Here is a 17,454-nt window from a genome sequence, read left to right as displayed (position 1 = left end):
AACGTCGCGCGATCCCGGATACGGCCCGGCGGCCGTTCCGGGATGACGACAACAAAGCGGCGAGACTCAATTCGACGAGGTCTTGGGCTTCGCCTCGGCCGGCTTCTTGGTCGCATCGCGCGAGAGCACGGAAGCCGTGCCCGCCGAGACCGAACCCGCCGGCGTTGCGGTGCCCGCACCGGTGCCCTTCTTCGCATCGGCCACCACTGGGGGGGCCTCCGGTGTCGGGACCGCCACGCCGGGAATCACCCGCACCGGCGTCTCCGACTTCGACGCCTCGGACTTCGACGCCTCGGACTTCGACGCCTCGGACTTCGACGCCTCGGACTTGGGCGTCTCCGGCTTGGCAGCGGTCTCCTTGGCCGGCGGGGCCGCAGGCTTTGCCTCAGCCGGCTTGGCTTCGGAAGGCTTGGCTTCGGAAGGTTTGGCTTCCGCCGGCTTGACCTCCGCTGGCGTGGTCTCCGGCTTCACCTCGGTGGAGGTCGATGGCGCGCCGCCGGGGGCGGTCGCGCCAGGCGGCGCGTTGATGCCGGGCGAGGCAGCGCCTTCATTGTCGCCGGGAGACAGCGGCGGCAGCGGCGCGGCCGGCGGCAAGGCGGCGGTCTTCGGGGCCGGTGGCTTCTTTGGCGGATTGCGCAATGGAGCCGGCGGCAAAGGCGTCCGCTCGGCGCGATCATTGCCGATCGGGCGCATCGAGAGAACCTCGCCGGAATAGCGGTCGATCCGCACCCGCAGCCGGACGCCGTCGCCGTCTGTCGCCTCGGTGACATAGGCATTGCCGGCGACCCGCGCGGGATTGATCGAGACAAAGCCCATGGAGCGCAGCATCGGCCGCACATCGTTCGCCGAAAACTCCGGCGCCGGCGCCCGGTAGCGGCGATAGCCGCGCGGCGGGCCGTAATCATAGCCCGGCGCGTCATCATAATAGGGCGAAAAGAATTGCGCCGCGGCCGGCGTCGGCGCGCCAGCGACGAGGCCGCCGAGCAACAGTCCGAAAGCCGGCACGGCGAGGCCGGACAACGTCAGGAATCGCGGCCGCATCGCGGCCCGGCGGCGAACGGAAAGTGACGATGTCGACATGATTGCGCTGTCTTCCAATGGGGAGAGCGTTGCCCATCTTAACTATAGCCGGGAATGCGGCGCCGCTGAGACGCGGCGGCAGCCGATACCCATGCCGGGGGATTCGGCGCAACGGCGTTGCGCTGCACTGCCGCACAGCATACCGTTCGTTTCAAAGAGAGGACCCTTGCCGCAACAAGAGCGAATTTCGCTGCGCCGCACAGGCGCATCGGCGCTTGTGCGCGAGCGGCAATTCTGGCATCTTCGCGATTAATAGGGCAGTCTTGCTGTCCTATAGCAGGCAATCCGACCAGCCGGATGATACCGGCGGCGGCATAAGCCTCGCCGGAGGTGCCTTGCCGGGTTGCGGTAACGCCTCTGCCGGACAGACGATAGCAGCCTTGGGATCCAGGGCGACTTATGGAGATGATGATGAGCGAGGAATTCGGCGGCAACGTCGCGCGCAACGTCGGAGAGGGTGCGGTTCGTCCGGCCACGACGGGCCGTGCCGCCGCCAAAGACGCTCCCCTCACCGTCATCGACCCCGGCCTGCCGGCCGCATTCGGCCTTTATGATCCGCGCAACGAGAAGGATTCCTGCGGCGTCGGCTTCATTGCCGACATCAAGGGCCGCAAGTCGCACAAGATCATCCAGGACGGCCTGCAGATCCTCCTGAACCTGGAGCATCGCGGCGCGGTGGGCGCCGACCCGCGCGCCGGCGACGGCGCCGGCATGCTGGTGCAGATCCCGCACAAGTTCTTTGCCAAGGAAGCGTCGAAGCTCGGCTTCACGCTGCCCGAACCGGGCCACTACGCCGTCGGCCACATCTTCATGCCGCGCGATGCGGAAGGCCAGGCCATCATCCGCGAGACGCTTGAGCGCGTGGTCGCCGAGGAGGGCCAGGTGTTCCTCGGCTGGCGCGACGTGCCGACCGACAATTCCCATCTCGGCCACACCGTGCTGCCGACCGAGCCCGGCCATGCCCAGATCTTCATCGCCCGCGGCGAAGGCACGCCGGATGAGGACGCGTTCGAGCGCCGCCTGTTCATCCTGCGCAAGGTGATCTCGAACATCATCTATGACGCCGGCGACCCGCGCACCAAGGGCTATTACCCGGTGTCGCTGTCCTGCCGGACCATCGTCTACAAGGGCATGTTCAATGCCGACCAGCTCGGCACCTATTATGCCGACTTCCACGATGAGGATTTCGAGAGCGCGGTGGCGCTGGTCCATCAGCGTTTCTCGACCAACACCTTCCCGGCGTGGTCGCTGGCCCATCCCTACCGGATGGTGGCGCACAATGGCGAGATCAACACGCTGCGCGGCAACGTCAACTGGATGGCGGCGCGCCAGGCGTCGGTGGATTCCGAGTTGTTCGGCAACGACATCTCCAAGCTCTGGCCGATCTCCTATGAGGGCCAGTCCGACACCGCGTGCTTCGACAATGCGCTGGAATTCCTGACGCAGGGTGGCTACGGCCTCGCCCACGCGGCGATGATGCTGGTGCCTGAGGCCTGGGCCGGCAACCCGCTGATGGATGAGGAGCGCCGCGCCTTCTACGAGTACCACGCCTCGATGATGGAGCCGTGGGACGGGCCCGCCGCCATCGTCGCCACCGACGGCCGCCAGATCGTCGCGACGCTGGACCGCAACGGCCTGCGTCCGGCGCGCTATCTCGTCACCTCCGACGACACCATCGTGCTCGCCTCGGAAATGGGCGTGCTTACCTTCCCGGAAGAGAAGATCGTCACCAAGTGGCGGCTCCAGCCGGGCAAGATGCTGCTGGTCGACATGGTGGAAGGTCGCCTCGTCCCCGACGAGGAGATCAAGACCGAGCTCGCCCGTGCGCATCCGTACAAGGAATGGCTGAAGCGCACCCAGCTGGTGCTGGAAGACCTGCGCGCCGTCGAGGCCCGCGAGGTGCGCACCGACGTGTCGCTGCTCGATCGCCAGCAGGCCTTCGGCTACAGCCAGGAAGACCTCAAGCTGCTGATGGCGCCGATGGCGACCACCGGGCAGGAGGCGGTCGGCTCCATGGGCACCGACACGCCGATCTCGCCGCTGTCGCGCAGGTCGAAGTCGCTGTTCACCTATTTCAAGCAGAACTTCGCCCAGGTGACGAACCCGCCGATCGACCCGATCCGCGAGGAGCTCGTCATGAGCCTCGTCTCCTTCATCGGGCCGCGGCCGAACATCTTCGACCTGGAGGGCAATGCCCGCCGCAAGCGGCTCGAGGTGCGCCAGCCGATCCTGACCAATGCCGACCTCGAGAAGATCCGCTCCATCGGCTTCATGGAGGAGCGCTTCGACACCCGCACGCTCGACATCACCTACCCGTCCGACAAGGGCGCGGCGGGCATGGGCGATGCCGTCGAGCGGCTATGCGAGCGCGCCGAGGCCGCGGTCCATGGCGGCTACAACATCATCATCCTGTCGGATCGCCTGACCGGGCCGGATCGCATCCCGATCCCCGCGCTGCTGGCCACCGCGGCCGTGCACCATCACCTCATCCGCAAGGGCCTGCGCACCGCCGCCGGCCTCGTTGTGGAGACGGGCGAGGCGCGCGAGGTGCATCATTTTGCCTGCCTCGCCGGCTATGGCGCGGAAGCGATCAACCCTTACCTCGCCTTCGAGACGCTGATCGCCATGCGCGACGACATCCCGGAGGAGGTCGACGAGTATGAGATCGTCAAGCGCTTCATCAAGTCGGTCGACAAGGGCCTGCTCAAGGTCATGTCCAAGATGGGCATCTCGACCTACCAGTCCTATTGCGGCGCGCAGATCTTCGATGCGGTCGGGCTGAACACCGATCTGGTGAAGAAGTACTTCTTCGGCACCGCCTCGACCATTGGCGGCGTCGGCCTCGCCGAGATCTCGGAGGAGACCGCGATGCGCCACCGCGACGCCTTCGGCGACGCGCCGGTCTATCGCACCTCGCTGGATGTCGGCGGCGAATACGCCTTCCGCCTGCGCGGCGAGGAGCATGCCTGGGATCCCGAGACCGTCGCGGTGCTGCAGCACGCGGTGCGCGGCAATGCGCAGGACAAGTACCGCAGCTTCGCCAAGCTGGTGAATGATCAGGGCCACAAGACCCTGAACATCCGTTCGCTGTTCCGCATCCGCACCGCCGAGGAACTCGGCCGCAGCTCGATCTCGATCGAGGAGGTCGAGCCCGCTGCCGACATCGTCAAGCGCTTCGTCACCGGCGCCATGTCGTTCGGCTCGATCTCGCGCGAGGCGCACACCACGCTCGCCATCGCCATGAACCGCATCGGCGGCAAGTCGAACACCGGCGAAGGTGGCGAAGAGGCCTCGCGCTTCAAGCCGCTGCCGAACGGCGACAGCATGCGTTCGGCGATCAAGCAGGTGGCTTCCGGCCGCTTCGGCGTGACGGCGGACTATCTCGTCAATGCCGACATGATCCAGATCAAGATGGCGCAGGGTGCCAAGCCCGGCGAAGGTGGCCAATTGCCCGGCCACAAGGTCGATGCGGTGATCGCCAAGGTGCGCCATTCGACCCCCGGCGTCGGCCTCATCTCGCCGCCGCCGCACCATGACATCTATTCGATCGAGGATCTCGCCCAGCTCATCTACGACCTGAAGAACGTCAACCCCGAGGCCGACATCTCGGTGAAGCTGGTCTCCGAGGTCGGCGTCGGCACGGTCGCGGCCGGCGTCGCCAAGGCGCGCGCCGACCACATCACCATCTCCGGCTTCGAAGGCGGCACCGGCGCCTCCCCGCTCACCGCCATCAAGCATGCCGGTAGCCCCTGGGAGATCGGCCTTGCCGAAGCGCACCAGACGCTGACGCTGAACGGCCTGCGCGGTCGCATCGCGCTTCAGGTCGATGGCGGCCTGCGCACCGGGCGCGACGTCATCATCGGCGCGCTGCTGGGCGCCGACGACTTCGCGTTCTCCACCGCGCCGCTCATTGCGGCGGGCTGCATCATGATGCGCAAGTGCCATCTCAACACCTGCCCGGTCGGCGTCGCGACGCAGGACCCGGTGCTGCGCAAGCGCTTCAAGGGCGCGCCGGAGCACGTCATCAACTACTTCTTCTTTGTTGCCGAGGAAGTGCGCGAGCTGATGGCGGAGATGGGTGCGCGCACCTTCAACGAGCTGATCGGCCAGTCCGAATGGCTCGACAAGCGCGCCGCCATCGACCACTGGAAGGCGAACGGCCTCGACTTCACCCGCATCTTCGCCAAGCCGAATGTCGGCCCGGACGTCGCCATCTTCCATTCGGAGCGGCAGAACCATCCGATCGCCCATGTGCTCGACCGCAAGCTGATCGCCGAAGCGATGCCGGCGCTCGAGACCGGCGAGAAGGTGGTGATCGAGACCACGATCAAGAGCATCGACCGCTCGGTCGGCGCCATGCTCTCCGGCGAGGTGGCCAAGCGCTATGGCGATGCCGGCCTGCCGGAGGACACGATCGAGGTGAACCTGACCGGCACCGCCGGCCAGGCGTTCGGCGCCTTCCTCGCCACCGGCATCTCGGCGACGCTGGTCGGCGAAGCCAATGACTATGTCGGCAAGGGCCTGTCGGGCGGGCGCATCGTGGTCCGTCCGCCGGATCACAGCAGCATCGTGCCGGAGAACTCGATCATCGTCGGCAACACCGTGCTATACGGCGCGACCTCGGGCGAATGCTACTTCCACGGCGTCGCCGGCGAGCGCTTCGCGGTGCGCAACTCCGGCGCCATCGCGGTGGTCGAGGGCACTGGCGACCATGGCTGCGAGTACATGACCGGCGGCATCGTCGTGGTCATCGGCCAGACCGGGCGCAACTTCGCGGCCGGCATGTCCGGCGGCGTCGCCTATGTGCTGGACGAGGACAACTCGTTCAAGAACCGCTGCAACCTCTCCATGGTCGATCTGGAACCGGTCGAGGAGGAAGAAGACCTCCTGGAGCGCCTCCACCACCATGGCGGCGACCTGGAGTTCAAGGGCCGCATCGACATCATGGCCAATATGGGCCATGGCGACGAGGAGCGGCTCCACCAGCTCATCGCCCAGCATCTGCACTACACCGGTTCGAAACGGGCGCAGACCATCCTCGACAACTGGGCCGAGTACCGCGGCAAGTTCGTCAAGGTGATGCCGGTCGAGTACCAGCGGGCGCTGCGCGAGATGGAAAAGGCGCGCAGCCTGCAGGCGGCGGAGTAATCCGGGCCGCCATAGCTGGCAAATCGTCTCAGGTCGTCATCCCGGCCGAAGCGTAGCGTAGAGCCGGGATCGCTCTCCGATTTCCTGCGATCCCGGATACCGCCTGTCGGCGGTTCCGGGATGACGGCCTCGGTATCGAGGTGAGTTTCTGGGCGCGGCGGTGTGCCGCGCCCATTTCCCCAATTGGCATGATTGATGTATCTGCACCGGGAGGTGGAATGCCTCCAAGGTGGCGGTGCTCCGCGAAAGAGGGCGCGATGGGTAAGGTTACGGGTTTTCTGGAGATCGATCGGCGCGAGGCCAAGTATCAGCCGGCGTCCGACCGCATTCGCCATTTCCGCGAATTCACCTTGCCGCTGCCCGACGCCGAGGTCGCCAACCAAGCCTCGCGGTGCATGGATTGCGGTATTCCGTTCTGCCACGGGCCGAACGGTTGCCCGGTGCACAACCAGATCCCGGATTGGAACGACCTCGTCTATAGCGGCAATTGGGAAGAGGCGGCGCGCAACCTCCATTCCACCAATAACTTCCCGGAATTCACCGGCCGCATCTGCCCCGCGCCGTGCGAGGAAGCCTGCACGCTGAATCTCGAGGACGTGCCGGTCACCATCAAGACGGTGGAACAGGCCATCGCCGACAAGGCGTGGAAGTCAGGCTGGATCAAGCCCGAGCCGAACCCGCACAAGACCGGCAAGAAGGTCGCCGTGGTCGGCTCCGGCCCGGCCGGCCTTGCCGCCGCCCAGCAGCTCGCCCGCGCCGGGCATGACGTCCATGTCTTCGAGCGCGAGCCGAAGGCCGGCGGCCTGCTGCGCTACGGCATCCCCGACTTCAAGATGGAAAAGCACTATATCGACCGCCGCGTCGCCCAGATGGAGGGCGAAGGCGTCACCTTCCACTACGGCGTGCATGTCGGCGTGACGAAGTCGGTCGAGGAACTGATGGCGAGCTTCGAGGCGGTACTGATGTGCGGCGGTGCCGAGCATCCGCGCGACCCGCGCCTGCCCGGCCAGGAGCTCGAAGGCGTGCAGTACGCCATGCCCTATCTGGTGCAGCAGAACCGCCGCATCGGCCATGAGGATGTCAGCCGCGAGCAGCCCATCCTCGCCGCCGGCAAGCATGTGGTGGTGATCGGCGGCGGCGACACCGCGTCCGACTGCGTCGGCACCGCCTTCCGCCAGGGTGCGCTCTCGGTGCACCAGCTCGACATCCGCCCGGTGCCGCCGATGAAGGAGGACAAGCTGGCGGTGTGGCCCTATTGGCCGACCAAGTTCCGCACCTCCTCCTCGCAGGCCGAAGGCGCCGAGCGCGAGTTCGCGGCGGCAACGCTGGGGCTGGAAGGCAAGAAGGGCCGCGTCACCGCGGTGCGCTGCGCCCGCGTCGACAATAAGCGCCAGCCGATTCCGGGCACCGACTTTCTGCTCAAGGCCGATCTCGTCTTCATCGCGCTCGGCTTCTCCCATCCGGTGCACCAGGGCATGCTGGAAGAGGCCGGCGTCAGCCTCGACGGGCGCGGCAATATCTCGGCGAACGAGGACGACTACGCCACTTCGGTGCCGAAGCTGTTCGCCGCCGGCGACATGCGCCGCGGCCAGTCGCTGGTGGTGTGGGCCATCCGCGAAGGCCGCCAGGCCGCGCGCTCGGTGGACATGTTCCTGATGGGCGCGTCCGTCCTGCCGCGGTAGAGGACACTCCTGCTCCCTCTCCCGCTCACGGGGGAGGGTTGGGGTGGGTGCCTCTCCGACAGCGTCCGGCTGTTTCCCCCTCCCGGCTCGCGCACGCTCGCCACCCTCCCCGCAAGCGGGAGAGGGAAGAATCCTTACGGCGTCGTCGTGGTCCCCGCAGTTCCGGGAGACGGAGCCGGCGTTGCCGGTGCTGCTCCGGTTGCAGGCGCCGCAGCAGCCGGCGCGGACGGTGCGCCCGGCGGCGTCCAGCGGAAATCGTCGGCGCGACCATTAACCGGGCCTAGCGGCTCGCCGCTGACCAGCACGCGCGAGGCGGCGGTGTCGGGGATGCGCGCCGGCTCGCCGGGCCTTGCCCCGCCGGCGAGCGTCTTCGCTGCGCCGGTGGCGCCGGCGCCAGTAAGCTGGATGAGCATCGGCAGGCTGCTGCCGGTGGCCGGCGACGCCCCCGCAGCAGCAGTGGCCGTCGGCACCGCGCCGCCATTCAGCAGCTTGCCCAGCGAGCGATCGACGAAGAAAGCGAGCTTGCGCCCGCCCGCGCGGGTGAAGCCGGTGCCGTCCGCAGTACGCAGCCGACGCCGCTGGCCGTCCACCGCCGGGCCGGACATAAGGAACTTGCCGTTCTCGTCGACAAAGCCATCCCACACATCGGCAAACACCAGACCGGCCTTCTCGACATGCTCCTTGAGCAACTCATTAAGCTTGGCGTTGCGATCGCTCGCCTTGTTGTCGTCGACCGGCGGCAGGCCAACGACGACCACCGGGCGGCCGTGATTCTTCAGCACGGTGAGCAGTTCATCGAGCCGTTTGCCGTAGATTTCACGCCAGCGCTCGTCGAACAGTTCTGCCTTGCCCAGTTCGTCGGTGATCGGGCGCAGGTCATTGCTGCCGGCGAACACCACGATGGCGGTGGCCTCCTGCGAGCTCGCCAGTGCCGGCACGGCTCCGAGCCAGTTGAACTGGCTGGCCGGGCCGAAGCCGGATGCGCTCTCGGCCTTGCCGATCACCGCGATGCCGCCGCGCTCGGCGGCGAAGGCGTCCGCCAGCCCTTGTGCCAGCGGAGTGGCATATTCGTCGCCGATCACCAGCACGACATCGGTGATCTTCACCGAATTGTCCTTGCGCGCCGCCTCGATGGACGCGAACACCGTCCCGCGCGGCTCGGTCGGCTGCTCGGCCTGGACCGGCGCCACACGCCGCGGGCGCACCGGTTCGCCACCGCCTGCCGACGGCAGGTAATCCTGCCCGCGGCGCGGCACGGCATAGCGCGGCGGCGGCGGATCGTCGTTGCCGCGGAAGAGCTCGAACAGCGGGAAGAGCGGGTGCCATTGCTGCGGCTGGCGCTGCTGCGGCGGCGGAGCCACCTGCTGGCGGCCCGGGGCCTGCTGGCGCTGCGGGCGGGTTTGCTGCTGCGGCGCGTTGCGCGAGGAGCCGATTTCGGCCGGCGGGCGGAACCAATCGGATTGAGCGAAGCTTGGCGAACTGGCGAGGAACAGCAGGCCAGCGCCAAGCAGCCCACCCTCAAGCCACGCGTTTCGCCCGATCCCTCGCATCCGCCATTACCACCTGGTGCGTTCGTTCATACACCAGCGGTGGACCATTATCGCGGCCGTTTCAAGACCCTGCGCGTGCGCGCTCCAGCACTTCGCCGCTCGGCAGGCCGTCGGGGAGCAGTCCGGCGCGCATCTGGAAGTCCCGCACCGCCACCCGAGTCTTCTGGCCGAGGACGCCGTCGGTGGTACCGACATCATAGCCGCGCGAGGCGAGGCGCTGCTGGAGTTCGACACGCTCCGCCCGGCTCAGCGGCTTCTGGTCGGTCGGCCATTGCTGCACGAAGGCGTCGCCGCCGCGCAGCCGGTCGGCGAGATGGCCGATGGCGAGCGCGTAGGAATCTGCCGGATTGTAGCTGAGGATGGCCTTGAAATTCTCGGTCATCAGGAAGGCCGGTCCCTTGGCACCCGCCGGCAGCAGCAGATAGGCGGTATCGGCGCCGCGCGAGAAGGCCCGCCCCTCAGGACGCCTGATGCCGAGCGCCGCCCATTCAGCGAGCGGCTTCTTCACGCTCTTGTCGGCAAGCAGGTAGTTGAAGCCGCGCGGCAGCACCACCTCATAGCCCCAGCTCTTGCCGGCGACCCAGCCGCCGCGCCGCAGCTTGTTGGCGGTCGAGGCCATGGCATCGGCGACGGAATCGACGATGTTGCGATGGCCGTCGCCGTCGAAATCCACCGCATCGCGCTGGAATGCGGTCGGCATGAACTGGGTGAGGCCGAAGGCCCCGGCCCAGGAGCCGCGCAGATGGCTCTCGGGAATGTCGCCGCGATCGACGATCTGCAGCGCGGCGATGAATTCGTCGCGGAAATAAGCCTGCCGGCGCCCGACGCAGGCGAGCGTGCCGGTCGCGTTCAGCACCGAATAGGAACCGCGCGCCGCGCCGTAATTGGTCTCGATGCCCCAGATCGCGGCGACCACATAGGGGTCGACCCCATAGGTGCGCCCGACCGCGTCGAACACCGCACGGTTCTGCGCCATGGCCTCGCGGCCCTTGGCGATGCGGCTGTCGGCGACCAGCATCTGGACATAGTCGCCGGTGGAGCGGGTGAATTCCGGCTGCGTCTCCAGCTTTGCCATGATCGACATGTCGGGTGTCATGCCGGCCGTCAGGCGATTGAACCCGGCGGCCGACACGCCGCGCTGCTGTGCCAATGGGGCGAGCGAAGCGATGCAACGCGAGAAATTCGCCTCGTCACGGGCGAGCGCCTGCGGCGCCATGTCGGGATGGCTGGAGTGCACCGCGACGGCGGGAGCTGGCTGCGCCGCATAGGAGCGCACCTGCGCGGGGGCCGGCAGCGCGCCGGTGATATCAGGCCCGGCCGAGCAGGCACCGAGCGCCAGCGCCCCGACAAGGCTGGTCGCCAACAGGCCCAGACCGGCAGCCGGTTTTCTGGCCGCGGACGCACGAACACGCATGACGCCTACCCTTACGCAATACACGTCAGGAGTTAGGCGTCCGCATGGTTGCGGCGAGATTAACGGAAAGCGGAAATTTCGAAGTTTGGTTAGCGGCTGTTCATGCCGCGCTCGGCGTCAGCATCCTTCGAGGCTCGCTACGCTCGCGCCTCAGGATGACGTCGCTTTTTAAAGAACCACGTCATCTTAAAGAACCACGTCATCCTGAGGTGCCCGGCGCAGCCGGGCCTCGAAGGATGCTCAAGCAGATGGCCTCACCCATTCCTTTCCGACAGCCGCCGCTCCCAGGCGAGCGCGTGCTCGACGATGGTCGGCAGGTCGTCGAGCTTCGGCGTCCAGCCGAGTTCGCTGCGGATGCGCGTCGCTTGCGCCACAATGGCGGCGGGATCGCCGGCGCGCCGGCCGGAGACCTGCACCGGGAAATCGACGCCGGAAACGCCCTTCACCGTGTCGATCACCTCGAACACCGAATAACCCCGGCCATAGCCGCAATTCAGCACCGCGCTGGCGCCGCCGGCCCTGAGGTGGCGCAGCGCGTCGAGATGGGCGCTGGCGAGATCGCTGACATGGATATAGTCGCGCACGCAGGTGCCGTCCGGCGTCTCGTAATCGGTGCCGAATACCTGCATGCCCGGCCGCTTGCCGAGCGCGGTCTCTGCCGCGACCTTGATGAGATGCGTCGCGCCGGCGGTCGACTGGCCGGAGCGGCCGAGCGGATCGGCGCCGGCGACATTGAAATAGCGCAGCGCCACATAGCCGAGCGGATGGGCGACGGCGGCATCCGCCAGCATCCATTCGCTCATCAGCTTGGAGCGGCCATAGGGCGAGATCGGTGCCAGTGCGGCGTTCTCGGCCACCGGATCGGCGCCGATCATGCCGTACACCGCGGCGGTCGAGGAGAAGATGAAATGCGGCACCCCGGCCGCCACCACCGCCTCGATCAACGCCCGCGTCTTCACCGTGTTGGCGAGATAATAGCCGAGCGGGTCGGCGACCGATTCCGGCACCACGATGCGCGCGGCGAAATGAATGACGGCCTCGATCCGATGCTCCCGCACCAGGCGGCGCACCAGTTCGCCGTCCGAGACGTCGCCCGAGACCAGCGTGGCAGCGGGATGTACCGCCCAGTCGAAGCCGGTCGAGAAATCATCGAGCACCACGACGTCGTGGCCGGCATCGATCAGAGCGAGCACCATGTGGCTGCCGATATAGCCGGCGCCACCCGTCACCAGAACCGTCATGGACCTCTCGTCAGTCTTGCGCGTTATTTCGAAGTGAAAGCAGTTTTAGGATCAATGCGACGTCTTGCCGGGCCCGCTTTGGCGCGACGACGCCAACGGAAACCGCAATACACGCTTTGTCAAACGACGCACAATAGCAGTAAGCTCAGTCACCTACTGCGGCATAACTGCCGCTGTCATGCCTTCGCCATCCTGGCAGCTTTTTATCCGTCCGTTCCATCAGCTCAATCGGTGTCAGCATCTTATGGCAAGCCCCATCCGCAAAGCGATCCTGCCTGTCGCCGGCCTCGGCACCCGCTTTCTGCCCGCCACCAAGGCGGTTCCCAAGGAAATGCTAACCGTCGTTGATCGGCCAGTGGTCCAGCACGTCGTCGACGAGGCGCGCGCTGCCGGCATCGAGCACATCGTCTTCGTCACCGGGCGCAACAAGGCGGTGATCGAAGACCATTTCGATCGCCAGTACGAACTCGAGGACACGTTGAAAGAGCGCGGCAAGCTCAAGGAACTCGATGCGCTGCGCGCCGAGACCATGGGTCCCGGCATGACCAGCTTCACCCGCCAGCAACTGCCGCTCGGCCTTGGCCATGCGGTGTGGTGCGCCCGTGACATCATAGGCAACGAGCCGTTCGCCTTGCTGTTGCCGGACATGCTGCACATGTCGCGCGGCCGCAATGGCTGTCTCGCCCAGATGGTCGACGCCTATGCCAAGACCGGCGGCGGCAACCACATTGCGGTCTATGAGGTGCCGGACGACCAGACCAACCAATACGGCATCGTCGGCCAAGGCGCGAATATCGGCGACGGCGTGTTCAAGATCTCAAAGATGGTCGAGAAGCCGGCTAAGGGTACTGCGCCTTCTAATCTCGCCATCTCCGGCCGCTACATCCTGCAGCCGGAAATCTTCGATCTGCTGGAGAACCAGGAGCGCGGCGCCGGCAACGAGATCCAGCTCACCGATTCCATGCTGAAGCTGGCGGAAGAGCAGGAGTTCTACGGCGTCACCTTCGACGGCGCGATCTATGATTGCGGCTCCAAGCTCGGCTTCCTGATGGCCAACGTCGCCTACGCGCTGGCGCGCCCGGATATCAGGGGCCCGTTCCGTCACGAACTGAACGCGCTGCTAGCGGCAAACCAGCGCGCCGCCGAGTAACTCCCGGGCATCATCCCGACAGTCCCCCTCCCCGCTTGGCGGGAGGGGGCTAAAGGATCAACGCTGCAATCTCAGCCCGACGGTCACGACATTTGCCGTGTAGTCGTCGCCCGGCACCGACGAGTTGAGCCGCAAATGGCTCACATTGCCGGTGAGTTCGGCATAGCGGTTTATCTTGTAGATAAGCCCGGCGCCGACCGTGAAGGTGCCCTGAGTGAGCCCGGAGCCCTCATAATCGTCCATCCTATAGGCAACCGAGGCGGTGCCGATCAGCCAGCGGCGGAAGGCGTGCTCGACCTCCAGGCTGACTTCATGGATGAAGTCGCCCGAGGCATTGGCATAGGTGGTCTCGCCGACTGCGGTGCGCGCGGCGAGTTCCACCGTCGTCAGCCCGGTGGCTTCCCAGCGCAGCGAGGCGTCGGCCACCAGGCCGCCAATGTTCTCGAGCTGCGGATCGACATATTCGCGCCACGTATAGCCGACCGAGGCAGCACCGGTGAGCAGCCCGCTCAACCGAAAATCCGAACCGACCGTGGCGGTGATGCCGCGAGAATCGCGATTGAAGCCGGAGGAATCCGGCACCACGTCATAGACGCGGTGGTCCGCCACGATCTGCGCGAACGGCTTCACGCCAGGCATCAGCTCATAGGCGCCGCGCAGCCGCACCCCATAGCCGGTGACATTCTGGTCCGCCTGGCTCGCCGTGGTGCCGTCGGTGAGCTCGGCCGGCGCGTGGTCCTCGCGCTCGATGATGCCGGCGACCGTCGCCTCGAAGCGGTTGAAGCGGCGGGTGAGGCCGAGATCGATGCCGCTCTGATAGACCAGAGGCGGGTTCTTGGCGCCGGCCACCGCGTCGACCGAGCCGGCCGCCTCGGTGGTGATGGCGCCGCGCACCACGGTGTCGATGCGGGTCAGCGAATCGACATCGATCCGGCTGCGGATGGTGCCCTCGGCCTCCGGCCGGTTATTGCCGTCGACATTGTAGAAGCGGGTATAGCCGCCGCGCAGTTCGATATCGAGCGCGTGGCGCGACCAGTCCGAGCGCGCCGCGAGGCCGCCGCCGACTTCCGTGAAGCTTGAGCCGGCGCCGTTCGGCACCCGCAGCGCATTGCTGTCATAGCCGCCGCGCATCTCCGCATAGGGCGTGACGATGAATGTGCCGACCCTGAGCCCGACCGGCGCGAACGGATCGTCCTCGGCTGCCGCACGGCGTCGCTTGCGCAACGGCGCCGTGGAAAGGCTGGGGCCGCTGTCGGGCAGCGTCAGCGTGTCGAGCGGCTGTTCGATATCGGGCAGCACGTCGAGCGCGCCGACGCCTTCGCTGGAGAGCCCCTCGCCCGCCGTCGAGCTGGTGTCGGTGTGCGCGGTGACCGAACCGCGCAACGCAGTGCTGGCATTTGCTTGATCATTGCCGGCATCGCCCTGGTCGACCCCGCCGCGCAGCGTGGTCGCATCGTCCGTGCCGCGCAATTCCTGCGCATGCGCCGCTCCCGCCGCCGCGCACAGCGCGACGCCGAGCGCAGCAAAGGCGCTCAGAACAGAGGGACTGCGCGTCAAGAACCGATATCCGCTTTGCCGGGGCGAGAGACAGATTCGACCGTGCGCTTTTATGGTTAATGGGTGGTTTCCAGAGCGACGTCAGGCGGCGCGTACATGAAGCGTCGCACCTTCGACGCGCTCCACCACGACGCGACTGCCGGTGGGCGCATCCGTGCCTTCGATGCGCCAGACCGTGTCGTCGACACGCACCCGCCCGACCCCACCGCTGATCGGTTCGTCGAGCGTGAAGGCGCGCCCCACCAGCGCCTCGGCGCGGCGATTGAGGAAGGGCCGGTCGCTTGCCTTATCGGCCTTCGGTCGGATGCGGTAGCCGATCAGCACCGCGACCAGCGCGAAGGCGGCGAACACCACGATCTGCACCTGCCAGCCGGTATCGAGCGCGAGCGCGAACAGCCCGGTGGCCGCAGCCGCGAAGCCGAGCCACAGCAGATAGGTGCCCGGCGCGGTGAGTTCGCCGATCATCAGCAGGCCGGCAAGGATGAACCAGTTCCACAGCCCGAGCTGTTCGATGAAGGACATGGCGCTAGACCGCGGGGCCGGTCGGGCGACGCACCACGGTGGAGCCGGCCTTCGGAGCATCCGGTCCGAACGCGCCCTTGGCGATTTCGGCGATGCCGGCGAGCGAACCGATGATAGCGGTCGCCTCATAAGGCAGCATCAGCACCTTCTGGTTGGGCGAGGTGATGATGCCTTCCAGCGCCTTCACGTATTTCTCGGCGATATAGTAGTTCAGCGCCGCCGGGTCGCCGGCCGCTACCGCGTCCGACAGCATCTGCGTCGCCTTGGCGTCGGCCTCGGCGAGGCGCTCGCGGGCCTCGGCATCGCGGAACGCGGCTTCGCGCCGGCCTTCGGCCTCGAGGATCTGCGACTGCTTCTCGCCCTCGGCGCGCAGAATTTCGGACTGCCGCTGGCCCTCCGCCTCCAGCACCACCGCGCGCTTCTCGCGCTCGGCCTTCATCTGCCGCGCCATGGAGGAGACGAGATCGGCCGGCGGCACGATGTCCTTGATCTCGATGCGGGTGATCTTCACGCCCCAAGGCGAGGCCGCGGCATCCACCACCTTCAACAGCCGCTCATTGATCTCGTCGCGATGCGAGAGCAACTGGTCGAGGTCCATCGAACCCATGACGGTGCGGATATTGGTCGTCGTCAGCGCCATGATCGCGAGGTCGAGGCGCGCGACCTCATAGCTGGCGCGGGCGGCGTCGAACACCTGGAAGAAGGCGATGCCGTCCACCGTGACGGTGGCATTGTCCTTGGTGATGACGTCCTGCGTCGGGACGTCCAGCACCTGTTCCATCATGCTGATCTTGGTGCCGATGCGGTCGACGAAGGGCATGATGAGATTGAGGCCCGGTGACAGCGTTCCGGTGTAGCGGCCGAATCGCTCGACGGTATACTGGTAGCCCTGCGGCACCGTCTTGACGCCGGCAAAGATGGTGCCAACCACCAGCACAAGAATGACCAGCGCGAAAATATCGAGGCCGAGAGGCAACATGAGGCGATTCTCCGCAAGCGGCGCGAGTGTGCCGTCTCGGCCCACCAACGACAAGTGACGAAGAATGTAAGCAGGAACCGCGACATGCCGCCGACATTGCGAGATTAGAGCGATTTCATGCCATTTTCACTGGCGCGAAGCATCATCCGCAGCCAGACTGCGCGCGCTGGCAATCCAAGGGCAACTTCATGCGGCTGATGAGGCTTGTGCTCCTCGCGGCGACCCTCGCTTTGACGGGAAGCCTCAGTGCGCGTGCCGGCACGGTTACCATCGCGGCGACCACCTCGCTGCAGGATTCCGGCCTGTTCGCCTACCTGCTCCCGAAATACACCGCGCTTACCGGCACCAAGATCGATGTCGTGTCGCGGGCCTCCGCCCAGGCGCTGCTGGTGGCGGAGCATGACGGCGCCGACCTCGTGGTGGTGAACGAGCCCGACGCGCTGACGCGCTTCGTCGACCAGCGCCACGGCGTCTACCGGCGCCGGCTGATGGCGAATGATTTCCTGATTGCCGGCCCGCGGTCCGATCCGGCCAAGGTCGCGCGCACCAAGGACGGCGCCGCCGCGCTGCGTGCCATCGCCCAGGCACGCGCGCCCTATGTTTCGCGCGCCGACAATTCCGGCACCCACACCAAGGAGCAGAAGCTGTGGGCGCGTGCCGGCATCAATCCCAAGGCCCGCACCGGCAACTGGCTGCGCGAGACCGGGCTCGGCATGGGCGACACCCTGGAGATCGCCGACAAGCTCGGCGCCTACATATTGACCGACCGCGCCACCTTCGTCGCGCGCCGCAACCGGCTGAAGCTCGACGTGCTGGTCGAAGGCGATCCGGACTTCTACAACCCCTATGAGATCGTGATGGTCTCGCCGCTGCGGCACCCGCGCGGCAATGCCGAGGAGGCGAAAGCCCTGCTCGACTGGCTGACCGGCAAGGACGGCCAGGCGGCCATCGGCGATTTCAAGGTCGACGGCACGGTGCTGTTCCACCCCAGCGTGGAATAGCGTTGGTCAGCGGCCTCCGGTCGTGATCCCGACCTCTCCATGTCGTCATCCCAGCCGAAGCGCAGCGTAGAGCCGGGATCGCAAGAAGGTGTTGCTCGCTACCTTCGTGCGATCCCGGATCGGCCTGCGG

Annotated in this window: 11 protein-coding genes; 4 read left to right on the top strand and 7 right to left on the bottom strand. The window is 66.7% G+C overall.

Features of this window, described 5'->3' with window-relative positions; genetic code table 11:
* Nucleotides 1–66: 66 nt before the first annotated feature.
* Nucleotides 67–1,041: a hypothetical protein gene (locus G3545_RS29800; RefSeq protein ID WP_246702959.1), complete on the bottom strand. Its 975-nt coding sequence runs from the start codon at nucleotides 1,039–1,041 to the stop codon at nucleotides 67–69.
* Between the two features lie 450 nt (nucleotides 1,042–1,491).
* On the opposite strand from G3545_RS29800, the gene gltB reads away from it, so the two are divergent.
* A complete protein-coding gene (gene gltB, locus G3545_RS25690; RefSeq protein WP_170017005.1) occupies nucleotides 1,492–6,228 on the top strand; it encodes a glutamate synthase large subunit in 4,737 nt (1,578 codons plus the stop codon).
* A gap of 257 nt (nucleotides 6,229–6,485) precedes the next feature.
* Nucleotides 6,486–7,910: a glutamate synthase subunit beta gene (locus G3545_RS25685; protein ID WP_170017003.1), complete on the top strand. Its 1,425-nt coding sequence runs from the start codon at nucleotides 6,486–6,488 to the stop codon at nucleotides 7,908–7,910.
* A 134-nt stretch (nucleotides 7,911–8,044) separates the two neighbouring features.
* Here the strand turns inward: G3545_RS25685 and G3545_RS25680 are convergent, their stop codons facing one another.
* The 3 genes from G3545_RS25680 to galE all read right to left on the bottom strand — a co-directional run bounded on the left by G3545_RS25680 (nucleotide 8,045) and on the right by galE (nucleotide 12,115).
* Nucleotides 8,045–9,460 carry a GDSL-type esterase/lipase family protein gene (locus G3545_RS25680; RefSeq protein ID WP_170017001.1) on the bottom strand — a complete coding sequence of 472 codons (1,416 nt, stop codon included), beginning with the start codon at nucleotides 9,458–9,460 and terminating at the stop codon, nucleotides 8,045–8,047.
* Nucleotides 9,461–9,521: 61 nt separating this feature from the next.
* Nucleotides 9,522–10,874 carry a lytic murein transglycosylase gene (locus tag G3545_RS25675; RefSeq protein WP_170016999.1) on the bottom strand — a complete coding sequence of 451 codons (1,353 nt, stop codon included), beginning with the start codon at nucleotides 10,872–10,874 and terminating at the stop codon, nucleotides 9,522–9,524.
* 254 nt (nucleotides 10,875–11,128) lie between these two features.
* Nucleotides 11,129–12,115 (bottom strand): UDP-glucose 4-epimerase GalE, encoded by a 987-nt coding sequence (gene galE / locus G3545_RS25670; RefSeq protein ID WP_170016997.1) that lies wholly within the window; start codon nucleotides 12,113–12,115, stop codon nucleotides 11,129–11,131.
* Between the two features lie 244 nt (nucleotides 12,116–12,359).
* On the opposite strand from galE, the gene galU reads away from it, so the two are divergent.
* On the top strand, nucleotides 12,360–13,265 hold the full coding sequence (galU, locus tag G3545_RS25665) for a UTP--glucose-1-phosphate uridylyltransferase GalU (RefSeq protein WP_170016995.1): 906 nt from the start codon (nucleotides 12,360–12,362) through the stop codon (nucleotides 13,263–13,265).
* A 57-nt stretch (nucleotides 13,266–13,322) separates the two neighbouring features.
* On the opposite strand, the gene G3545_RS25660 is transcribed toward galU, so the two are convergent.
* The 3 genes from G3545_RS25660 to G3545_RS25650 all read right to left on the bottom strand — a co-directional run bounded on the left by G3545_RS25660 (nucleotide 13,323) and on the right by G3545_RS25650 (nucleotide 16,323).
* Nucleotides 13,323–14,822, bottom strand: a complete 1,500-nt coding sequence (locus tag G3545_RS25660; protein WP_170016993.1) for an outer membrane beta-barrel protein — start codon at nucleotides 14,820–14,822, stop codon at nucleotides 13,323–13,325.
* Between the two features lie 81 nt (nucleotides 14,823–14,903).
* A complete protein-coding gene (locus G3545_RS25655; RefSeq protein WP_170016991.1) occupies nucleotides 14,904–15,344 on the bottom strand; it encodes an NfeD family protein in 441 nt (146 codons plus the stop codon).
* Between the two features lie 4 nt (nucleotides 15,345–15,348).
* Entirely contained in the window at nucleotides 15,349–16,323 is a 975-nt protein-coding gene (locus tag G3545_RS25650) for an SPFH domain-containing protein (protein WP_170016989.1), read from the bottom strand.
* Nucleotides 16,324–16,520: 197 nt separating this feature from the next.
* Between G3545_RS25650 and G3545_RS25645 the strand changes: the two genes are divergently transcribed.
* Entirely contained in the window at nucleotides 16,521–17,324 is an 804-nt protein-coding gene (locus G3545_RS25645) for a substrate-binding domain-containing protein (protein WP_170016987.1), read from the top strand.
* Nucleotides 17,325–17,454 lie beyond the last annotated feature (130 nt).

It is taken from the genome of Starkeya sp. ORNL1 (assembly GCF_012971745.1).
GTDB lineage: Bacteria > Pseudomonadota > Alphaproteobacteria > Rhizobiales > Xanthobacteraceae > Ancylobacter.
This window is presented reverse-complemented; position numbering and strand designations above follow the sequence as displayed.